We start from the raw sequence: 18439 nt of genomic DNA, 5'->3' as shown, positions 1-18439 counted from the left end.
GCAATATCAATGGGTTTTTACAAACTGCGTTGATGCTCGGCAATCAACATCGCCATTTGTTCATCTGCCTTTCGCTGAGCAGAGACGAAATCTTCATCTCCTTCAAAAATGCCGACCACTTCGTAGTAACATTTTAGTTTCGGCTCAGTTCCAGAAGGGCGAACGATCACTCGCGCCCCACCTTCTAGATGATAGATGAGCACATCGCTAGCGGGTAAGTTGATCACTTCGTTTACTCCGCTGCTGATATAGCGAATCGATGATTTTAGATCTTCAATTACCAACACTTTGCGCCCTGCAATTTCTGTCGGAGGTTGTGCGCGAAGTTTATCCCCCACCGGCGGCGAATTCGGATCTAATTTGATGCTGCGCTGTGCATTGACGTATAAACCATGTTGGCGATAGATCGCTTCTAATTGATCCCAAATGGTCTTGCCTTGGCTGTAGAGCTCTGCGGCTAATTGAGCAAAAGCGACCAATGCAGACAGGCCATCTTTATCCCAAACAGTACTACCGATGGTGTAGCCTAAGGCTTCCTCATAAGCGAATAAGAATTGATGATCATCACTTTGTTCTTGCATGGCCACATTGGTTAACCATTTAAAACCCGTCAGCGTTTGGAAGTATTTCGCCCCCATTGATTGAGCGATTTCTCCAAGTAAACTGGATGAAACAATGGTGTTACCGACTAATTGTTTTTTAGCTTCACTTTTCGATAATAAGTAGTGCCCAAATAAGATGCCAACTTGGTCACCAGTCAACATTTGATAAGTGCCATCGGCTTTTCTTACGCTAACGGCAAATCGGTCAGCATCAGGGTCGTTAGCACAAGCGAGCTCAGCACGTTGCGCATGAGCAAGCGCGGTAACCATATCCATTGCCCCTAATTCTTCAGGGTTAGGGAAGTTGACGGTCGGGAATCTGCCATCGGGTTCGCGCTGTTCTTTTACACTACTGACGCGAGTGAAACCTGCATCATGGAGTAACGTTTCTGCCATTTCAGCTCCGACCCCATGCATTGCTGTGTAAGTGATGGCGATGCTTTTTGGATCAGAATGATGGTTAAGCAGTGGATTTTGGTTGATTGTCTGGCGATACGTTTGGTAATAATCGTCAGTCAGCCATTCCAGTCGCCCTTTTTTATGTGCTTCTTCTAGGGGCATTAGAGAAACCGCTCGCGTTGCTGCTAGGTCAATTTCTGAGGCAATACCGCCATCATGAGGTGGAATAATTTGCGCGCCATTTTCCCAATACACTTTGAACCCATTGTATTCTGGTGGGTTGTGGCTGGCAGTCACCACCACGGCAGCAGCTGCGTTAAAATGTTTAACGCCAAATGCCACTACGGGGGTAGGGGCGACTTTATAAGTAAGGTAAACCTTAATATCCAATGCGGTCAGTACAGAAGCGGTATCATGTGCAAATTGTTGTGAATCTGGTCGTCCATCATAACCGATCACAACCCCGCGGCTTTTCGCATCAGCTATTTTTTGAATTAAGTAGTGCCCTAAGCCCGTTGCGGTTTCTTGAATGACAAGGCGGTTCATGCGATTAGGCCCACATCCCACTTTGCCACGTAAACCTGCGGTACCAAATTCAAGGCGTGATTGAAAGCGCTCTTTAATGGCATCAAGTTGCTGCTCATCAATTAATGATTGAAGCTCTTTACGCGTTTTAGGATCGGGATCTTTTTCTAACCACTCGGCAACGTATTCCATCATGATTCTTACCTGCTTAATGTCGATTGATATAGATTTTAACTGATATTCATTCTCAATTATGGGGGCGCAATCGCTAAATATTCAAGAATTAAATGTCAGTTGCCGATCTTAAACGCATTAAAGGTGACGTAAACTGTGTCTCTCAAGGCGCTTAAATAGCAGTGACAGAGTTAGACATATGGCCAGATAAAAGCTACCCACCAGCAACCAAATTTCAAAAATTAATCCTGATGAATTGGCCATTTCAGTGCCAACAAACGTCATTTCTTGGATAGAAATAAGCGAGACTATAGAGGAATCTTTCACCAGCGAAATAGCTTGTCCTGCTAATGCTGGCGTGATGGCACTGAGCACTTGCGGAGCAATGATATAGCGATATTTGACCCAAGGAGAAAGTCCGAGAGAATGCGACGCTTCCCATTGACCTTGCGCAATACCTGCCAGTCCGGAACGGACTACTTCAGCAATGTAAGCCGAAGAGAGTAGGCCAATACATAAAATGCCAGAAAGTAAGTTTTCCCATAAATGAGCAGGGCCAAACAGTAGTTGTTGAATGGTATTAATTTGCCCATGGTGATCACGCAGTAAAGTGTCTAACCCAAGCAAAGGGATCAACTGGTTTGAGATGAAAAAGTAGAAGATAAAGACAAATACTAATGGTGGGATATTACGCACCAACTGCACAAAGGCATTAGCGGGCAGTTTAAACAAAGGATTATTTGCGTGACGAGCCACACCGAGTAGCGTGCCAAGTACTAGGGCAAGCAACATGCCCCAAATGCTCAAGCGTAAAGTAGCAGCAAGCCCTTGAAAGAAGTAGGGCGTACTGCCGTCCGCTTTTGGTGTGAATATCAGAGCAAAAGCATCGTTCCAGCGCCAGTGGTAGTTCACACCAACATCTGCGCGGTAGGTCAACCACAGCGCGAAGCAGGTAAATAACACCAGTAATAAGTAATCTAGCTTATTGAGTGATAGGCGTGACACCTTGGGTGGACTCATCGTTTTAGTGGTCAATGCTGTTGTTGTATTCACATTTGTTCCCTAGCATCATTGCCCTGAAGCAATTTGCTTTTGCCAATCTAGCGTTGAGAACCAATATTCATAACGCTCACTGAGCCAACCATCGGCAGTGCGAGCTTCAATCCATTGATCAAAAAAGACTCTTTTATCGTTTTCACCCAGACGAACAGCAAAAGCTTCATTGCCTTTTGATAAACGTTCTCTAAAAGGAATAAACAGTTTATCACTGTGTTTGACCGTTTCATGTTCTGGTTTAGGGCTAGAGGCAATCACTGCGTGAGCATTACCATTGAGCACTTCTTGGAACGCTTGCGCATCGTCATCGAATTGCAGAACTTTTGCTTTGGGAAAGGTTTCACGTGCGACTTGCACTGTAAACGCGCCGCGGCGAGCCGCAATTTTCACTTTGCGAGAGTTAAAGTCATCAAAAGTTGAAAAGCCAGTCGCGAGTGCTTTGCTTGCCGCAAGTTGTACCCCCGAGTGAGAATAAGGGGCGCTAAATAGTACGCTTTTTGAACGTTCAGGTGTGACAGACATACCACCAATGATTACATCAAATTTTTTGGCCAAAAGTGCGGGGATAATTCCATCCCACGCTGTCGGTACAAATTCAACTTTCCAACCTGAGTCCGCAGCTAAGCGTTTAGCGACATCAATTTCAAAACCGATCAACTCACCTTGCTTATCGCGCATTGCCCAAGGTACAAACGTCGACATGCCTACACGTAGCGTGCCTCGTTCGTTGATTTTATCTAGGTTAGGCGTGTCACTTGCAGTCGCTGGTAGTGACACGGCCAATCCCAATAGTGCGCTGAATGCAATACTCAAAAAGCCTCGTTTTCGCCAGCTTATTTTTCCATATGGTTGCATGTTATTTCCCTTCTTCTGGTTCATTTTTGAGAGCGCCACTGAGCGCCCAGTTTATGTTCTAGCCAAGCTGAAAGCCCCGATAAAGAAAGCGTTAACAGCAAATAAATACCCGCGACGGTAAACCAAATTTCAAATGGCATAGCGGTTTCAGACACGATGTTTCTACCTTGTGTGGTGAGGTCGAAAATCGCCATTACACTGACTATTGAAGAGTTTTTAATTAACGACACTACTTCATTGGTCAACGGAGGTAATGTACGTTGAAGTAGTTGCGGGAGGATCACATCGTAGTAAGTATAAAAGCGCGATAACCCGAGTGATTGAGACGCCTCAAACTGACCTTTGGCAATACTGTTTAATCCACCACGAAACACTTCAGCGGTGTACGCGCCTTGAAACAAGGACAAAGCAACAACAGCAGTGGAAAAGCGATCCAACCCAATAACGGGACCAAACACAAAGTAAAGCAGATAAATTTGAACCAGCAAAGGTGTGTTACGGATAAGCTCGATATAACCATTCGCTAATAGCCGTCCAACGATAGAGTTTGAGAGCTTTAATAGTGCTGTCGTAAGCCCAATCACCAGTGTTAAAAACAGACTGATGGCAGAGATTTGTAAGGTAACCACTAAGCCCTCGATAAGCTCTGCAGGCCACCATTCACCATCTTCATAAAATGCAATGTAGTCAGGAACACGCTCCCACTGCCATTGGTAGCCCATCGCTTGAGCCCCAGAGTTGAGTAACCACATCATACCTAACAACAGTAGTACCATTTGTGCAGCAGCAGACAGCACAGGTTTGATCATGACTTTTATCATCAGTGACTGAGGATTTGTTTGAGAAACTGTTGTGTTCTAGGGTGTTTAGGTTGGCTAAACAGCACCTCTGGTGTCGCAATTTCCAAGATTTCTCCTTCATCCATAAAGATAACGCGATCTGCCACTTTGCGCGCAAAGCCCATTTCATGAGTCACGCACATCATGGTGATGCCATCTTGAGCGAGATCGACCATAACATCCAACACTTCTTGAATGGTTTCAGGATCAAGCGCAGAAGTGGGTTCATCAAACAGTAAAATCTCTGGCTGCATGCACAGTGAGCGAGCAATAGCAACGCGTTGTTGTTGGCCGCCAGACAGTTGCACCGGGTACTTATCGGCTTGCTCAACAATATTGACGCGCTCTAGAAAATGCAGTGCGCGTTCCCTTGCTGCGGGTTTTGAGAGTTTCAAGGTGCGAATAGGAGCAAGTGTTAGGTTTTCGATAACAGTTAAATGCGGAAACAGATTGAAATGTTGAAAAACCATACCGATTTTTCCTGCTGATAATGAAGCGTTTGATTGAGCTGAGCGTAGTGTAATACTGCCCTCAGTAATGGCTTCTAGCCGGTTTACAGTCCGGATTAACGTTGATTTTCCAGAGCCGGAGGGACCACAAACGACTAATATTTCACCACGTTGGACTTGCAGCGTAATATCTTTTAAAGCGTGAAAATCGTTATACCATTTATTGACGTTACTAAATTCGATCACGTTCATTGTTGAACTTCTATTTTTATTTGTTATTCATCTACCTTAGCAATATCAACAAGATATTGCACTCTTGAGACAGCATAAAGCAAAAAATCTGACAACCGCATTGTATGTAACGAATTTTTTACATGATGCTTGTTTTGTAAAAAATACAATAATATTGCCTTTTGATGAAAATAATGATTGAAGTTGAGGTTTTTAGTGGATAAGTTACAAGGGAAGGCCGAAAGCAAGGCTGCAAATTAGATTCGCCATCGCTGTTCATATGGCAGGCAGTAGAAAGAATAGAAAGGAAGAAGTAAGCAATGTTCCAGACCGATGATGTAAAAATTAAAAGAGTTAAAGAGTTATTACCCCCTGTTGCCGTTTTAGAAAAGTTTCCAGCGACAGAAATTGCTTCTTCAACCACATTTCAAGCACGTGAAGCGATCCATAACATTCTGCAAGATAAAGATGATCGCCTATTGGTTATTATTGGTCCATGTTCAATTCATGACCCTGAAGCGGCGGTTGAATATGGTAAGCGACTGAAAGTATTGCGTGACGAGTTGGGTGATCGCCTTGAAATCGTGATGCGCGTATATTTTGAAAAGCCACGTACCACGGTGGGTTGGAAAGGTTTAATTAACGACCCTTACCTAAATGATACCTATAAAATCAATGATGGTTTACGCATGGGGCGTAAATTGTTGCTTGATTTAACGGATATGGGCATGCCAACAGCCAGTGAATTTTTGGATATGATTACCCCTCAATATGTGGCCGACCTTATCAGCTGGGGCGCTATTGGTGCTCGTACAACAGAATCTCAGGTTCACCGAGAGCTAGCTTCTGGACTTTCTTGCCCAGTTGGCTTTAAAAATGGTACGGATGGCAATATAAAAATCGCTTCCGATGCGATCCGCTCTGCCAGTGCTTCACACCATTTTTTGTCAGTGACGAAGTTTGGCCATTCTGCCATTATTCAAACTGCGGGTAATCCAGATTGCCACATTATTTTGCGTGGTGGTAAAGAGCCAAATTATAGTGCACAACACGTAGGTGTGATTAAGCAAGAGCTTGAAGCGTCGGGTTTACCACAAAAAGTGATGATCGATTTCAGCCACGCAAACAGCTCGAAAGACTACAATCGTCAAATGGTGGTGGCACAAGATGTGAGTGAACAGCTTGCTAATGGTGAACACGCTATTTTTGGGGTGATGATTGAATCTCACTTAGTGGAAGGTCGTCAAGATTTAGTCGATGGTTGCGCTGCAACGTACGGGCAATCGATTACTGATGCGTGTATTGGTTGGGATGATACGGAAGCCGTTCTTCGTCAGTTAGCCGATGCAGTTCAAGCACGTCGTTCACGATAATTATTAGCCATTCTATATTAATGAGGCTCCCATTATTGGGAGCCTTTTATATTGTATGAGACCAGCCTTATTAACAGTGGGTTCATCTGTTATTTTTATAGAAGGAAAATAAGTCGATATACCCTTCCTATTTGAAGTTGCAGCAGTGTTGGTTACGTTTGGTCACCCCAATCACATAGTTTATCTATGCTCATGGGGGTGAACTCACTTGCCGCCTACCTGCAACTTCAAGTTGTTTGGGTATATTTTAAATAGACAGTATCTTTCTTTCGATTTGACGTAGTACGTGACGATATAAAAACCATGCCGCAAAACCAGCAAGAACATTACCGATTAATGCCCCGACAAATAAGCCATGAATAGCCGCCATTTGTGCTCCTACCCATAAACAAGGTAAGAAAAAGGCGAATAAACGTAAGGCGGAAATGGTCAAAGCGACATAAGATTTAGCCAATGCATTGGAAACAGACACCATCAGCATACATACCCCCAACGGACCCAAACTAATGGGGATAACCATCAAATGCCAATGTAGGATTGATTCGACGTTCTCTTCACTGGTCATTAATGCTGCTAAGAAACTGGAAGATAAGTAGGTGAGTACGGCGATAATTAATTGGAAGCCGAGAATAAATTGGCAAGCGATAGTGACTAGCTTTCTGATGTCTTGCAGTTGATTAGCGCCCAGTAAACGTCCAACCATCGGCGGCATTGACATGGTTAAGGCTAAAACGGAAACCATGGCGAAGAACTCAAAACGAGAGCCTAGAGCCCATGCAGCCACTGCCGCTGTACCAAAACTGGCTAACAATTTTGTTGCTAGCATTGAAGATAAAGGAGGAAGTAACTGGCTTATCATTGCTGGGCCCATGATATGGCTGATAGAACGAATACTGCTTGCTACATTGAGATCTTGCCAATCAAAGAGCATCCACTGTTTCTTTGATACTTTAGGTGCAACGACCAAAACGCCAACTCCAAACGCAACAATTGTTGCCAGCGCTGCCCCTTGAATCCCCAAATCGAAGGTAAAAATAAAGAGTGGATCTAAAATGAGGTTAAGGACGCTCGTAACCATCATCATGCTGCCTGGCAGCATGGTATTACCATTGGCACGGCACAAGCTGTATAAGAAATAGAGCACCGCGCCAACCCAAGCACTAACAATCCAGTAAATCCAGTAGCTGTCAATGATAGGGTATACCGATTCTGGAGCGCTGAGCAGAGCTAAAATTGGATGACGGAGCAGATAGATAATCACGCCAAACAGAGCTACTCCGACACTGCCCATCACCATCACGAGCCCGCCCAATTGCTTAGCATAGCGGATCTGGTTAGCGCCGATGGCGCGTGCAATCACTGCGGTAGTTGCAATGCCGAGACCAACCTGGATACCTATGATGATCATTTGAATCGGTAAGGTAAAGCCTTGCGCTGCCAGTGGTAGTACCCCCAATTGGCCGATAAAGGCACTGTCAATAAGTTGAAAACTCATTAAGGATAATACCCCAAACAGCATTGGCCACGTCATTTGAAATAACTGGCGCGCCAAGGCGTTGGATTGGCTGTTGTTTGTCATTGAATTTTTTTGTAGTTTGCTCACTGGTTTTTCGGCTCTTCTAATTCGGAGGCATAGTCTTTAGGTGGTGGAGTCCACCCTCGTTCGGATAAGGAATGCTGATCACTGCGGTCAGAATTCATGGCATTGGCTAGTCTTTTTTCTAATTGCATAAAGAGTTTACGATAATTATTATCGAACCGATCCTCGCCCGATTCTGAACTCCAAGCATTATATAGTTCGTCAGATTGTTCTCGTTCAATGCGTTTATAGGCTGATTTTTGTTGCTCAACGGTAAAAGGGTGTAAACCTAAGCTACGTAACGCTTGTGCGCCCACTTCAAGAGCTGAATGATAGGTTTCTGATTCAATATGATCCGCGCCTGCTTGCCTAAGCAGGTAGCCATGGCCTCTATCAAATGCGCGTGCCAAAATCGTCACTTGAGGATAAGTGTGTTTAACATATTTGACTAATTCAATGCTGCTTTCTCGGTTATCTATCGCCACAACTAATAAAGAGGCCTCTTCAATGCCGGCGGTATGCAAGAGATCGGGTCTTGTTGCGTCACCAAAGAAAGCTTGAGTTTCAATTTTCCGCATGGTTTCAACTTGGTCAGCTTGGTGGTCTAGCGCCACGGTGCGTACCCCATTGGCTACTAGTATGCGGTTAACAATTTGTCCAAAGCGGCCGATGCCCGCAATGATTACCGTTCCTTTTTCTTCAATCACATCGGCTTCGCGATCATTAAGCACATGCTGATAACGAGGGATGATCACTTTATCGAATAAGATAAATAGCCCTGGTGTCAGGAACATCGATAAGGCGACCACTAAGGATAGTATTTGCGCCATTTCAGGGGCGATTACATGACTCTGTACTGAAAAGCTTAATAGCACGAAACCAAACTCTCCCGCTTGAGCCAAACTGAGGGCAAACAACCAGCGATTGACCCCTTTGATACGAAAAACAAAACCAAGGCTAAATAAAATGGCGGCTTTTAATATCATAGTGGCCAGAGTAAGGCCAATGACCAAGAAGAAGTCACCAAACAGAATATGAAAATTAATTCCTGCCCCTACGGTAATAAAGAATAGACCAAGTAATAATCCTTTGAATGGGTCAATGTTCGACTCTAACTCGTGACGAAACTCACTGTTAGCTAATACCACACCCGCTAAAAAGGTGCCTAAAGCTGGCGACAAACCGATCAAACTCATTAAAGCGGCAATCCCAATTACGAGCATCAGTGCGGCAGCGGTAAATATTTCTCTTAAACCGGAACTGGCGACGAAGCGAAATAGTGGGCGACTCAAGTAGTGACCACCGATCACGAGAATAGCAATTGATAAGGTGATGACAATGCCATAGCCCCAGCCAGGAAGTCCTGCGACTAAACTCAATTCTTGATGTGTTTCAGCCATATGTGCGGCTGCTTGTTGCGCTTTTTCGACTAATTCAGGCATCGCCAATAAGGGAATAAACGCGAGCATTGGGATAACAGCAATGTCTTGCATCAACAGTACTGAAAAAGCGCTACTGCCACCTTCTGTTTTTCCAAGGTTTTTTTCATTAAAGGTTTGTAAAACGATAGCGGTGGAAGAGAGGGAGAAAATAAGACCTATCGTGAGTGATAATTCCCAAGAGAGCTGGAATTGCAAGCTAATCGCGGCAACCGCTAGCGTGGTTATAGCCACTTGTAACCCACCAAGTCCAAGCAGCCGATGGCGCATATTCCACAGCATTTTGGGCTCAAGTTCTAAACCGACTAAAAACAGCATCATCACCACTCCGAATTCAGCAAAGTGTTGAATGGTTGTTGTTTCTTCACCCACTAAGCCGATAATCGGTCCAATCACTACCCCAGCGATTAAATAGCCGAGTACCGAACCTAATCCAAAACGTTTCGCCAGAGGAACTGCAATAACAGCGGCAGCGAGATAAATAAACGCTTGGAGGAAGTAACTGGTCATGCAGTATCTCCATTATTGAGAGAAGTTAAATAAAGGTTCATATTGGCCAGATGGCGAACTTTCTTAAGGTTAATGCGGTTATCGACCAATGCATGAAGCAGTATTGTCCACTCATTGAGATGTTGTTGGACACGATGATCTTCTTCTGCGGTTCGTGCACCAAACAGTGAAAATGGCGGTAAGTAAACCATACCTGTTAAGTTTGCCATTTGTTCTAACGGTTGTAACAACTCGCGAATCGTAAAATGGTTATAGCCATCCGCGTTATAGGCTGACTCCTTCCCCCCAGCAGAGAGAGCGCACATAAAAACCTTACCGTTTAGTGCTGTGCCTTCTTGCCCATAAGCAAAACCATATTCTAGCACTAAGTCTTGCCATTCTTTCAGCAATGCCGGTGTTGAATACCAGTACAACGGGAATTGGAAAATGATGACATCATGATCCAATAAACGTTGTTGCTCTTTATTAATATCAAAAGTTGGGTATTCAAAATAGAGGTCGACAGCGGTGACGCCTGCTATATTTTGCGCCGCTTTGAACATGGGAAGATTGACCTCGGAGCGGCTCTGAGAAGGATGCGCATATAAAACGAGAACTTTTTGTGTAGCCATTATTGCTCCTTGCATTGCAACGATGCCTGCAAAATAAACCGTACTTTTAAAGATAAACAGTACATTAAAAGCGCGTAAGGAGCGAGTTTGTTAGTGCCGCCATTGTTTTGTCCTCAATCGTTTATTCACTTTGCAAGCATGGCTATTACTGTTGACGATGAAAGATTTCATCAATATGAAAATATTCATTGCCAGTAACAATAATTGATCCGTCATTTGACGAATTATCGTGATAAAAGTCAGCTATTCCCATGAAATGAAACCGTTTTCAAAATGGTTTTAACTTATATTGTCAGCATATCTTTATGATATTTATAACTAATTTTTTAAATCCCACCCCAGATAAATTTCATAACCTGTCGCGTAAACTGGCGCTGTGAAGCGAATCTTAATTTTCACTTGTTTCATTTTTTAAACTGGTTGCAGAACAAAAACAAACACAGTGATTAATAGGATTTAACATGAAAAATTATAAGCTTCTACCTCTGTCCCTCGCAGTGGCTGCCGTACTCTCTTCTGCTCCATCATTGGCTAATGATCCAATGCCTAATCCCGAAGTGTTGGAGCAAGATCAGCAACCGCTTGTTTTGACACCAGACATTAAAGTGCCTGCTGGTATCGTGTTCTCTGGTTATGCTCGCTACGGTGCTGCTTACCAAAATGGAGACGCCAAGTTGGTTGAAACTAATGGCCGCTTAAATGGTAACTCAACCGGTCGTTTAGGTAACGAGGGTAATGGTGGTGAGTTCCAATTTGGTAAAGGATTTGTCAGCGATAGCGGCGCGATTTGGGACGTCGTGGTGATGTTTAACCACTGGGGCGATGATGTTGGTGTACCAAAAGCTTACGCGGGTGGAACCAACATTTTTGAAAGCCAGCCAGATCTTTACGTATGGGCAGGTCGTGATTTTCATCAACGTCCAGCTACGGGGTTGAATGACTATTTCTGGATGATGCACGATGGTCAAGGCGGTGGTTTTTATAACCTTGATTTAGGAAGCGTCAAGCTAGATGCCAGCGTAGTGAGCGCAACAGGCGCAGGACCTAATGATCATCAAGACGGTAATTATGCATTGACCACCAAATGGCATGGCATTAATTTTTCAGATTCAACCAATTTAAGTCTTTATGCCAACTACGGTTTTGATGATAACTCTGACCCAGATGCGAAAAAGCTGAACGCTTTTCAAGTTGCGGGAGAATTAAATTTTGGCAGCGATCGTTTCATTGTTCGCTATTCTGACAACGCAAAAGACAGTGTATTTTGGAAAACCGCAGATCAATCGGCGTTGTTGGTTAGCTTTGATGGTAATAAAGCGATGGGAGACAATGCTGCAATTGAATACCTAGCCGCCTATCAAGCGTATGAAGATGGTGAATACAAACAGTATGATCGCACTAACTACAACGTGGTGGTTCGCCCGATGTATTTCTGGGACGATGTCAATTCAACATGGTTAGAAGCGGGTTACGATGTGGTCGATTTTGACAACATCGATGCTACGAACTCTTCTTGGAAGGTGACGCTATCGCAAAATATTTCCTTTGGTAAAGGCGCTGGTGCTCGACCTATGTTGCGTTTCTACGCAACCGTCGGTGATGCAGATAACGAAGCCGTTATTGACAAAGATGGCTTATTTAAAACGGCAACTAACCCAGATACTGTCACGATTGGTGCAATGTGGGAGGCATGGTGGTAAACCTGTTGTAAATAATTTACTGTCCATTTTATTTAACCGCTTTTTTGCAATATGAAAGGCGAACCTTAACCTCAGCAATACACTTATGCTTTTGGGCCACCTCGGTGGCCCGTTTTTTTTTCAGAAATAGGGGCTAACGCTGAAACGTTACTGCTTCAGTTTTTTCTAGGTGAATACATGTGCTAGCTGGTTGCGTTTCGGCAATCACTTTACCATGACGAATTGAATAGCGAACGGCAACTTGGCGGCGCAAAGCATCGAAGCCATTTTCGGCAGGAAGGATCAGCAAACTGCCAGCCTTACCGAGCTGAATGCCATAATTATCTTGGATATTTAAAGTTCGTGCTGATTTGGTGCTAATCAAATCCAAACTATTATTAATTTGCTCATACCCCATGATTTGACAGACATGTAACCCCATGTGTAGTACCTGCAACATGTTTGCAGTACCAAGCGGATACCAAGGATCAAATACATCGTCATGACCAAAACAAACATTGATATCTGCTGCCAACATCTCTTTAACGCGCGTAATACCACGACGTTTTGGATAGTCATCAAAGCGGCCTTGTAAGTGAATATTAACCAATGGATTAGCAACAAAGTTAATACCAGACATTTTCAACAAACGGAATAAGCGCGAAGCATATGCACCATTATAAGAGTGCATTGCTGTGGTATGGCTTGCAGTGACTTTCTCGCCCATTTTAAATTTGTGCGCCAGTGCTGCAACCGTTTCGACAAAACGTGACTGCTCATCATCAATTTCATCGCAATGCACATCAATCAGACGATCATATTTTTGTGCCAGTTCAAAGACGTAGTGTAGTGACTCCACACCGTACTCACGGGTAAATTCAAAGTGTGGGATCGCACCAATGACGTCAGCGCCGAGTTTTACGGCTTCTTCTAGCAGCGCTTTACCATTGGGGTAAGAAAGAATCCCTTCTTGTGGAAAAGCAACGATTTGTATGTCTACCCAAGGTTTCATCTCTTCACGCACTTCAAGCATTGCTTTTAGTGCCACTAATGTTGGGTCAGAAACATCAACATGGGTGCGTACATGTTGTACACCATTGGCAATTTGCCATTTCAATGTCTGTTTTGCACGTGCTTTCACGTCTTCAACTGAAAGCAACTCTTTGCGTTCAGCCCAACGTTCAATACCTTCAAATAAAGTGCCTGAAATATTCCAGTGTGGTTCACCAGCGGTTTGGGTGGTATCTAAATGAATGTGTGGTTCACAAAATGGTGCCACTGCTAAGCCACCTTCGGCATCTAGCACTGTACCTTCAAATGCTAAATCGACATCATTGGCAGTAATGGTGTTAAACAGCCCATCTTCAATCAGGATTTGATGTAACCCTTGCGTGTGCTGTAATGCAACGTTTTTGATTAATAACGTATTCATGAAAAATCCTTAAGCAGCCTGTTCGACAAGTACTTTTTTATTAATGATTGGATTAAGAATAAGGTAGCTAATAGCACCACCTAGGACAGCATTAAGTGGTACAACGCCAGCAATAGGTACAATGGTCAAAAATAAGAATGTTAACCCACAAGGTTATTGTACAACCATAACGCGTTTCATGTGCCAATGATTATGCTTTGTGCATTTGAAAGACCGAAAGGTTGCTCCGATTGTCTTTTCTGCAGTTCCTATATCATGAAACAGTTTCATGGCTCATCGTGAAACTGCCGTCACTTTCAATATTTAGATAATTGTCATTTTTATGCCTGTTTTGCTGTGACTTTACTCACGCTAAAGCAAGGTGGGATCTCTAATAATTGCCCCATGAAAGCGGTTTCGTGTTTTTTCTATCAATAATGAACTGGAGCAAATGTGGCGACGATAAAAGATGTGTCTGAACATGCGGGTGTGTCGCAAGCAACGGTGTCGCGAGTCATCAATGGTACGAGCCGCGTCAGCCACGACAAAAAACTCAAAGTTGAAAAAGCAATTAAAGATCTCGGCTATCGCCCGAATTCTATTGCTCAAGCTTTAGCTTCTAGCCGCACAGGAAGTATCGGTGTGATTGTGCCAGAGCTAGGTGGCCCGTTTTATTCCAGTATTTTGCATAATATTGAAGAGCAACTGCGTAAGTTTGGTTATCACGTTGTGGTTACTGCTGGTTCCAACACCGAGCAAGGTCAGAAAGAATCGGTACAATTTTTAATAGGCCGCCGTGTCGATGCCCTTATTCTTCATACGCAAAACCTGACCGATGATTACTTGATTGAATTGGATCAACAGGGCATCAATCTGGTGTTGGTCAATCGCTTTATTCCTGAAATAGCGTGCAGTTGTATTGATATTGATAACGAGTTGGGCGGTTTTTTAGCGACACAACATTTGCTCAATCAAGGTCATAAACGCATTGCTTGCATTACAGGACCATTAGAGAAATCGGATGCCCGTGGCCGTTTGCAAGGCTATCGTAAAGCATTAGAGGAGGCCGGGCTTGAGTATGATGAAGCGTTGGTTTCTGAGGCTGGTTTTACCGAAGAGTCAGGTGTGAAAGCTATGCGTAAATTGCTGATGCGTCAGTGTGAATTTAGCGCCGTGTTTGCATCCAATGATCATATGGCATTCGGTGCCTTTGAAGAGTTGCGTCGTGTTGGAATGCAAATTCCCAATGATATTTCATTGGTCGGCTTTGACAATATTTTGTTTGCTCGCTATCTGACACCGGCTTTAACCACCGTTAATTTTCCCCTTGAACAAATGAGCTTAGAAGCGGTTCAGCTCGTTATTCAAAAACTGCACAAGAACAAACGTGACGTAGACTTCAAGTTATCACCTTCATTGGTGGTGCGAGAGTCAGTCAAAAATGTAATTAGTACCCTATAAACCTAACAATAAAGATATTAAGGATGAATCATGAAATTTAAGACCTTAGCGCTGTCCAGCGCCGTGGCTCTAGGACTTGCTTCGCTTGCACACGCTGCCGATACCAATATTCGTTTTGACGGTTTTCCAGACTTTGATAGCAGTTTGAAAGTGCTGCTCCCCGATTTTGAACAGAAGACTGGCATCAAAGTGGATTATTTGATGAATAACCACGGCGACCATCACACCAAATTAACCACTAACTTAGCAACAGGGTCAGGAGCCGGTGATGTCATCGTTGTGGATGTCGAAAAAATCGGTCCTTTCGTTGCTTCTGGTGGCTTAGTTAACTTGTCTGAAAAATATGGGGCAGACAAGTTCCAAGAAAGTTTTGCACCTTACGCGTGGACACAAGGTAAAGGTGCTGATGGCAATATGTACGGTATTCCGGTCGACCTTGGCCCTGGTGTTATGTATTACCGCACCGATGTGTTTGAAAAAGCAGGCGTTGATATTAATGAAGCGATCAAAGATTGGGATTCTTATATCAAGGCTGGTGAAGCGCTGAAAAAGCAAAATGTTCAGTTGATAGCATCAGCCGCTGACGTGGCACAAGCAATCATCTTTACCACAGTGCCAGAAGGTGAGGGGTTGTACTTTGATAAAGACGGTAACTCTGTAGTCACATCTGATCGTTTCGTGCACGCTTTTGAAGTGGCCAAAGAGATCCGCGATAAAGGGTTAGATGGGCGCATTTTGGCATGGTCAAACGAATGGTATGAAGGTTTCCGCAACGGCACTTTTGCGACTCAACTTTCCGGTGCATGGTTACTTGGTCATTTGAAAAATTGGATTGCTCCAGATACATCGGGCAAATGGGCAGTTTCACAATTGCCTGATGGTATTTACGGTAGTTGGGGCGGTTCATTCCTTTCGATTCCTACTCAGTCAAAACACCAAGACGAAGCATGGAAGTTGATTGAATACATGACAACTCAGCGTGATGTTCAACTAAAAGCGTTTGAAACCATTGCAGCTTTCCCATCAAACATTACGACTTATGATGACCCAATATTCAACCAAGAGATTGAATTCCTTGGTGGGCAAAAAGCACGTCTATTGTTTGCTGATGTAGCAAAAAACATCAAACCTGTTGCGCCCGCAAAAGGTGACCATGTGGCTCGTTCTATCATCTTAGAAAACGCACTGATGGAAGTGTTGGATGAAGGCAAAGACATTAAGACAGCGCTTAAAGATGCAGAACGTCTTATTAAGCGTCGCACACGTAATATGTAATTACTCATTGTGAGTTAAAAGAACCACCAGTAAAACTGGTGGTTCATCAAAGCAAGTTAATAGAGACATGATTGCATGCCTCTAGGTAAGAGGTCGTTACTATGAATCAAGCTACGAGCAACGCCATGGAAGTATCATCCGCGCAAAGTTTTTTTTCTCGCCTGAGTTTGAAAGCGCTTACACCGTATGGATTCCTATTGCCGTTTTTGATTATTTTTTCTGTTTTTGGAGTGTTTCCACTTCTATTTTCGGTGTATTTGTCTTTTCATGAATGGAACCCTGTCGAAGGGGTTGCTGCCATGAGTTATGTTGGGTTTGATAACTATGAAATTGCATTAACCGACCCTTGGTTATGGCGCTCACTAAGCAATACATTATGGCTTGCGATTACCTCAGGTGTAGCGCAGCATTTAGTGGCTATTCCTGTGGCGTATATTTTGGTGTCATTAGGTGATCGTCTGCGTCATTGGTTAACGTCAGCCTATTTCTTACCGTTCATTACCTCAACGGTGGCGGCTTCACTCATCTTCTTCAATATGTATTCGCCAAATTCTGGCATCATCAACCAAAGCTTGATGGCACTAGCTGATAGCTCGCTACTTGGTTGGGCCTTTTCATGGGTCAATGATTATCAACCCATTCGCTGGTTAGATGATGCAACCATGATAAAACCTTCTATTGCTATCATGGTGTTCTGGAAATATACCGGTTTCAACATCGTACTTTACACTACCGGTTTGATGACAATTCCTAAGGATATCTTAGAAGCGGCACGTATGGATGGTGCCAACGCCTTTCGCCGTTTCTGGAACATCTCCCTGCCTATGATTCGTCCATTTGTATTCTTTGCCGTCACCATGACCATTATCGGTAACTTACAGCTGTTTGAAGAACCGTTTGTATTAACTCGTGGTACAGGTGGCGTGGGCCAAGCTGGTTTAACGATTTCAATGTATCTCTACAAAGTGGGCTGGGAATGGTTAGAGATGGGTACAGCTTCGGCGATTTCATGGCTGTTGTTTGCATTGATTGCTATGTGTACCGCTGTTCAATTTTTCTTCTTTGGAAAGAAAGGGTTAGGGGAGTAATACTATGTCGATTCACGCTTTAAAACCAAGCGATCGCAGTATCGAAATTATCACCAAAATTGCGATGGCTATGCTGGCCGTGGTGTTGATTGTGTCAGCGTTAATTACGGTCTTCCCATTTCTATGGTCGGCACTGCTTTCTACCCGCGACCGTACCGAAATTTTTGGTTCGGGTATTAGTTTTGCTATTGGGGATAGCTTGGCGATCAACTATGCGAAGCTTTTGGAGATCATGCCATTTTGGCAGGCGATGTTTAACTCTATCTACATTGCATTTTTAGGGACCACCATCTCATTACTGTTTTGTAGCATGGGAGGATACGCGTTCGCGGTATTCAAATTCAAAGGTAAAAACGCCCTGTTCGGTATGTTGGTGGCTTCAATGATGATCCCACCAGTATTGAGCTTGATCCCTTACTTTATGATCGTCAAATTCTTGGGTTTGATGGATAACCACATGGCGGTTTGGCTGCCGTTTACGACCACTCCGTTTGGGATTTTTTTAATGCGTCAACACGTGATGGCATCCATTCCTAAAGAGTTGTTGGAAGCGGCAAAGCTCGATGGTGCGGGAGAATTTCGTACTTACTGGAGTGTGGTTTTACCCTTGATGAAACCAGCACTTGCTACCTTGGCTATCGTGCAATTTGTTTTCTTTTGGAACAGTTTTATGAACCCGTTAGTGGTGCTGACGTCGCCAGAAAATTACGTCATTACTCAAGCACTACGTAGTGTGCAAGGTATTCCGAATACGCCATGGGGTGCTGTAATGCTTGGCACCACTATTTCCATATTGCCATTGGTGACTATTTATCTGTTTGCTTCCAAACAGATGATCAGCGGTCTGACATCTGGCGCAGTAAAAGGTTAATCGGCTTTTTAA

At 43.8% G+C, this 18439-nt stretch carries 15 protein-coding genes and 1 pseudogene; 6 read left to right on the top strand and 10 right to left on the bottom strand.

Annotation, left to right across the window (positions count from 1 at the left end; translation table 11 throughout):
- Nucleotides 1–17: 17 nt before the first annotated feature.
- The 5 genes from EYW48_RS05455 to EYW48_RS05435 all read right to left on the bottom strand — a co-directional run bounded on the left by EYW48_RS05455 (nt 18) and on the right by EYW48_RS05435 (nt 5151).
- Nucleotides 18–1721 carry a phospho-sugar mutase gene (locus EYW48_RS05455; RefSeq protein ID WP_277431980.1) on the bottom strand — a complete coding sequence of 568 codons (1704 nt, stop codon included), beginning with the start codon at nt 1719–1721 and terminating at the stop codon, nt 18–20.
- Between the two features lie 117 nt (nt 1722–1838).
- On the bottom strand, nt 1839–2720 hold the full coding sequence (locus EYW48_RS05450; RefSeq protein ID WP_171980656.1) for an amino acid ABC transporter permease: 882 nt from the start codon (nt 2718–2720) through the stop codon (nt 1839–1841).
- A 48-nt stretch (nt 2721–2768) separates the two neighbouring features.
- Nucleotides 2769–3611 carry a transporter substrate-binding domain-containing protein gene (locus EYW48_RS05445; protein ID WP_176246356.1) on the bottom strand — a complete coding sequence of 281 codons (843 nt, stop codon included), beginning with the start codon at nt 3609–3611 and terminating at the stop codon, nt 2769–2771.
- Between the two features lie 20 nt (nt 3612–3631).
- The gene (locus EYW48_RS05440; RefSeq protein ID WP_168780539.1) at nt 3632–4432 is read right to left on the bottom strand and encodes an amino acid ABC transporter permease; all 801 of its coding nucleotides are present in this window, start codon (nt 4430–4432) and stop codon (nt 3632–3634) included.
- Nucleotides 4432–5151 (bottom strand): amino acid ABC transporter ATP-binding protein, encoded by a 720-nt coding sequence (locus tag EYW48_RS05435; RefSeq protein ID WP_171980644.1) that lies wholly within the window; start codon nt 5149–5151, stop codon nt 4432–4434. Before EYW48_RS05435 ends, EYW48_RS05440 begins: the two co-directional genes overlap by 1 nt.
- Nucleotides 5152–5450: 299 nt before the next feature.
- On the opposite strand from EYW48_RS05435, the gene aroG reads away from it, so the two are divergent.
- Nucleotides 5451–6503 (top strand): 3-deoxy-7-phosphoheptulonate synthase AroG, encoded by a 1053-nt coding sequence (aroG, locus tag EYW48_RS05430; RefSeq protein WP_261927171.1) that lies wholly within the window; start codon nt 5451–5453, stop codon nt 6501–6503.
- A 247-nt stretch (nt 6504–6750) separates the two neighbouring features.
- Here the strand turns inward: aroG and EYW48_RS05425 are convergent, their stop codons facing one another.
- The 3 genes from EYW48_RS05425 to EYW48_RS05415 are packed head-to-tail and all read right to left on the bottom strand — an operon-like array spanning nt 6751 to nt 10642.
- A complete protein-coding gene (locus EYW48_RS05425; protein WP_277432005.1) occupies nt 6751–8082 on the bottom strand; it encodes an MATE family efflux transporter in 1332 nt (443 codons plus the stop codon).
- Nucleotides 8083–8102: 20 nt separating this feature from the next.
- Nucleotides 8103–10031 (bottom strand): monovalent cation:proton antiporter-2 (CPA2) family protein, encoded by a 1929-nt coding sequence (locus tag EYW48_RS05420; RefSeq protein WP_274676754.1) that lies wholly within the window; start codon nt 10029–10031, stop codon nt 8103–8105.
- A complete protein-coding gene (locus tag EYW48_RS05415; RefSeq protein ID WP_277431979.1) occupies nt 10028–10642 on the bottom strand; it encodes an NAD(P)H-dependent oxidoreductase in 615 nt (204 codons plus the stop codon). Before EYW48_RS05415 ends, EYW48_RS05420 begins: the two co-directional genes overlap by 4 nt.
- Nucleotides 10643–11103: 461 nt before the next feature.
- Here EYW48_RS05415 and EYW48_RS05410 point away from each other — a divergent pair, with 461 nt between their 5' ends.
- Nucleotides 11104–12342, top strand: a complete 1239-nt coding sequence (locus EYW48_RS05410) for a carbohydrate porin (RefSeq protein ID WP_171980640.1) — start codon at nt 11104–11106, stop codon at nt 12340–12342.
- A gap of 133 nt (nt 12343–12475) precedes the next feature.
- Here the strand turns inward: EYW48_RS05410 and EYW48_RS05405 are convergent, their stop codons facing one another.
- Both EYW48_RS05405 and codB read right to left on the bottom strand, forming a co-directional pair.
- Entirely contained in the window at nt 12476–13753 is a 1278-nt protein-coding gene (locus EYW48_RS05405; protein ID WP_171980639.1) for a cytosine deaminase, read from the bottom strand.
- Nucleotides 13754–13762: 9 nt separating this feature from the next.
- Nucleotides 13763–13941, bottom strand: a pseudogene (codB, locus tag EYW48_RS05400) (cytosine permease); the annotation flags it as partial.
- 244 nt (nt 13942–14185) lie between these two features.
- On the opposite strand from codB, the gene EYW48_RS05395 reads away from it, so the two are divergent.
- The 4 genes from EYW48_RS05395 (at nt 14186) to EYW48_RS05380 (ending at nt 18427) form a co-directional block, all read left to right on the top strand.
- Nucleotides 14186–15193: a LacI family DNA-binding transcriptional regulator gene (locus tag EYW48_RS05395; RefSeq protein WP_261918351.1), complete on the top strand. Its 1008-nt coding sequence runs from the start codon at nt 14186–14188 to the stop codon at nt 15191–15193.
- A gap of 30 nt (nt 15194–15223) precedes the next feature.
- Nucleotides 15224–16468: an extracellular solute-binding protein gene (locus EYW48_RS05390; RefSeq protein WP_171980636.1), complete on the top strand. Its 1245-nt coding sequence runs from the start codon at nt 15224–15226 to the stop codon at nt 16466–16468.
- Between the two features lie 101 nt (nt 16469–16569).
- On the top strand, nt 16570–17556 hold the full coding sequence (locus EYW48_RS05385; protein ID WP_261918352.1) for a sugar ABC transporter permease: 987 nt from the start codon (nt 16570–16572) through the stop codon (nt 17554–17556).
- A gap of 4 nt (nt 17557–17560) precedes the next feature.
- Entirely contained in the window at nt 17561–18427 is an 867-nt protein-coding gene (locus EYW48_RS05380) for a carbohydrate ABC transporter permease (protein WP_053311691.1), read from the top strand.
- The last annotated feature ends 12 nt before the right edge of the window (nt 18428–18439 follow it).

The sequence above is a fragment of the Vibrio sp. 1180_3 genome, assembly GCF_029478545.1.
GTDB lineage: Bacteria > Pseudomonadota > Gammaproteobacteria > Enterobacterales > Vibrionaceae > Vibrio > Vibrio aestuarianus.
Note: the sequence above shows the minus strand (reverse complement) of the source record. Positions and strands in the feature narration are given on the sequence as shown.

What these genes read in the sequence shown, in the direction of transcription:
- EYW48_RS05455 (WP_277431980.1), bottom strand. Translation starts at nt 1,721, where the DNA reads ATGATGGAATACGTTGCCGAGTGGTTAGAAAAAGATCCCGATCCTAAA.
- EYW48_RS05450 (WP_171980656.1), bottom strand. Translation starts at nt 2,720, where the DNA reads ATGAGTCCACCCAAGGTGTCACGCCTATCACTCAATAAGCTAGATTAC.
- EYW48_RS05445 (WP_176246356.1), bottom strand. Translation starts at nt 3,611, where the DNA reads ATGCAACCATATGGAAAAATAAGCTGGCGAAAACGAGGCTTTTTGAGT.
- EYW48_RS05440 (WP_168780539.1), bottom strand. Translation starts at nt 4,432, where the DNA reads ATGATAAAAGTCATGATCAAACCTGTGCTGTCTGCTGCTGCACAAATG.
- EYW48_RS05435 (WP_171980644.1), bottom strand. Translation starts at nt 5,151, where the DNA reads ATGAACGTGATCGAATTTAGTAACGTCAATAAATGGTATAACGATTTT.
- aroG (WP_261927171.1), top strand. Translation starts at nt 5,451, where the DNA reads ATGTTCCAGACCGATGATGTAAAAATTAAAAGAGTTAAAGAGTTATTA.
- EYW48_RS05425 (WP_277432005.1), bottom strand. Translation starts at nt 8,082, where the DNA reads ATGACAAACAACAGCCAATCCAACGCCTTGGCGCGCCAGTTATTTCAA.
- EYW48_RS05420 (WP_274676754.1), bottom strand. Translation starts at nt 10,031, where the DNA reads ATGACCAGTTACTTCCTCCAAGCGTTTATTTATCTCGCTGCCGCTGTT.
- EYW48_RS05415 (WP_277431979.1), bottom strand. Translation starts at nt 10,642, where the DNA reads ATGGCTACACAAAAAGTTCTCGTTTTATATGCGCATCCTTCTCAGAGC.
- EYW48_RS05410 (WP_171980640.1), top strand. Translation starts at nt 11,104, where the DNA reads ATGAAAAATTATAAGCTTCTACCTCTGTCCCTCGCAGTGGCTGCCGTA.
- EYW48_RS05405 (WP_171980639.1), bottom strand. Translation starts at nt 13,753, where the DNA reads ATGAATACGTTATTAATCAAAAACGTTGCATTACAGCACACGCAAGGG.
- EYW48_RS05390 (WP_171980636.1), top strand. Translation starts at nt 15,224, where the DNA reads ATGAAATTTAAGACCTTAGCGCTGTCCAGCGCCGTGGCTCTAGGACTT.
- EYW48_RS05385 (WP_261918352.1), top strand. Translation starts at nt 16,570, where the DNA reads ATGAATCAAGCTACGAGCAACGCCATGGAAGTATCATCCGCGCAAAGT.
- EYW48_RS05380 (WP_053311691.1), top strand. Translation starts at nt 17,561, where the DNA reads ATGTCGATTCACGCTTTAAAACCAAGCGATCGCAGTATCGAAATTATC.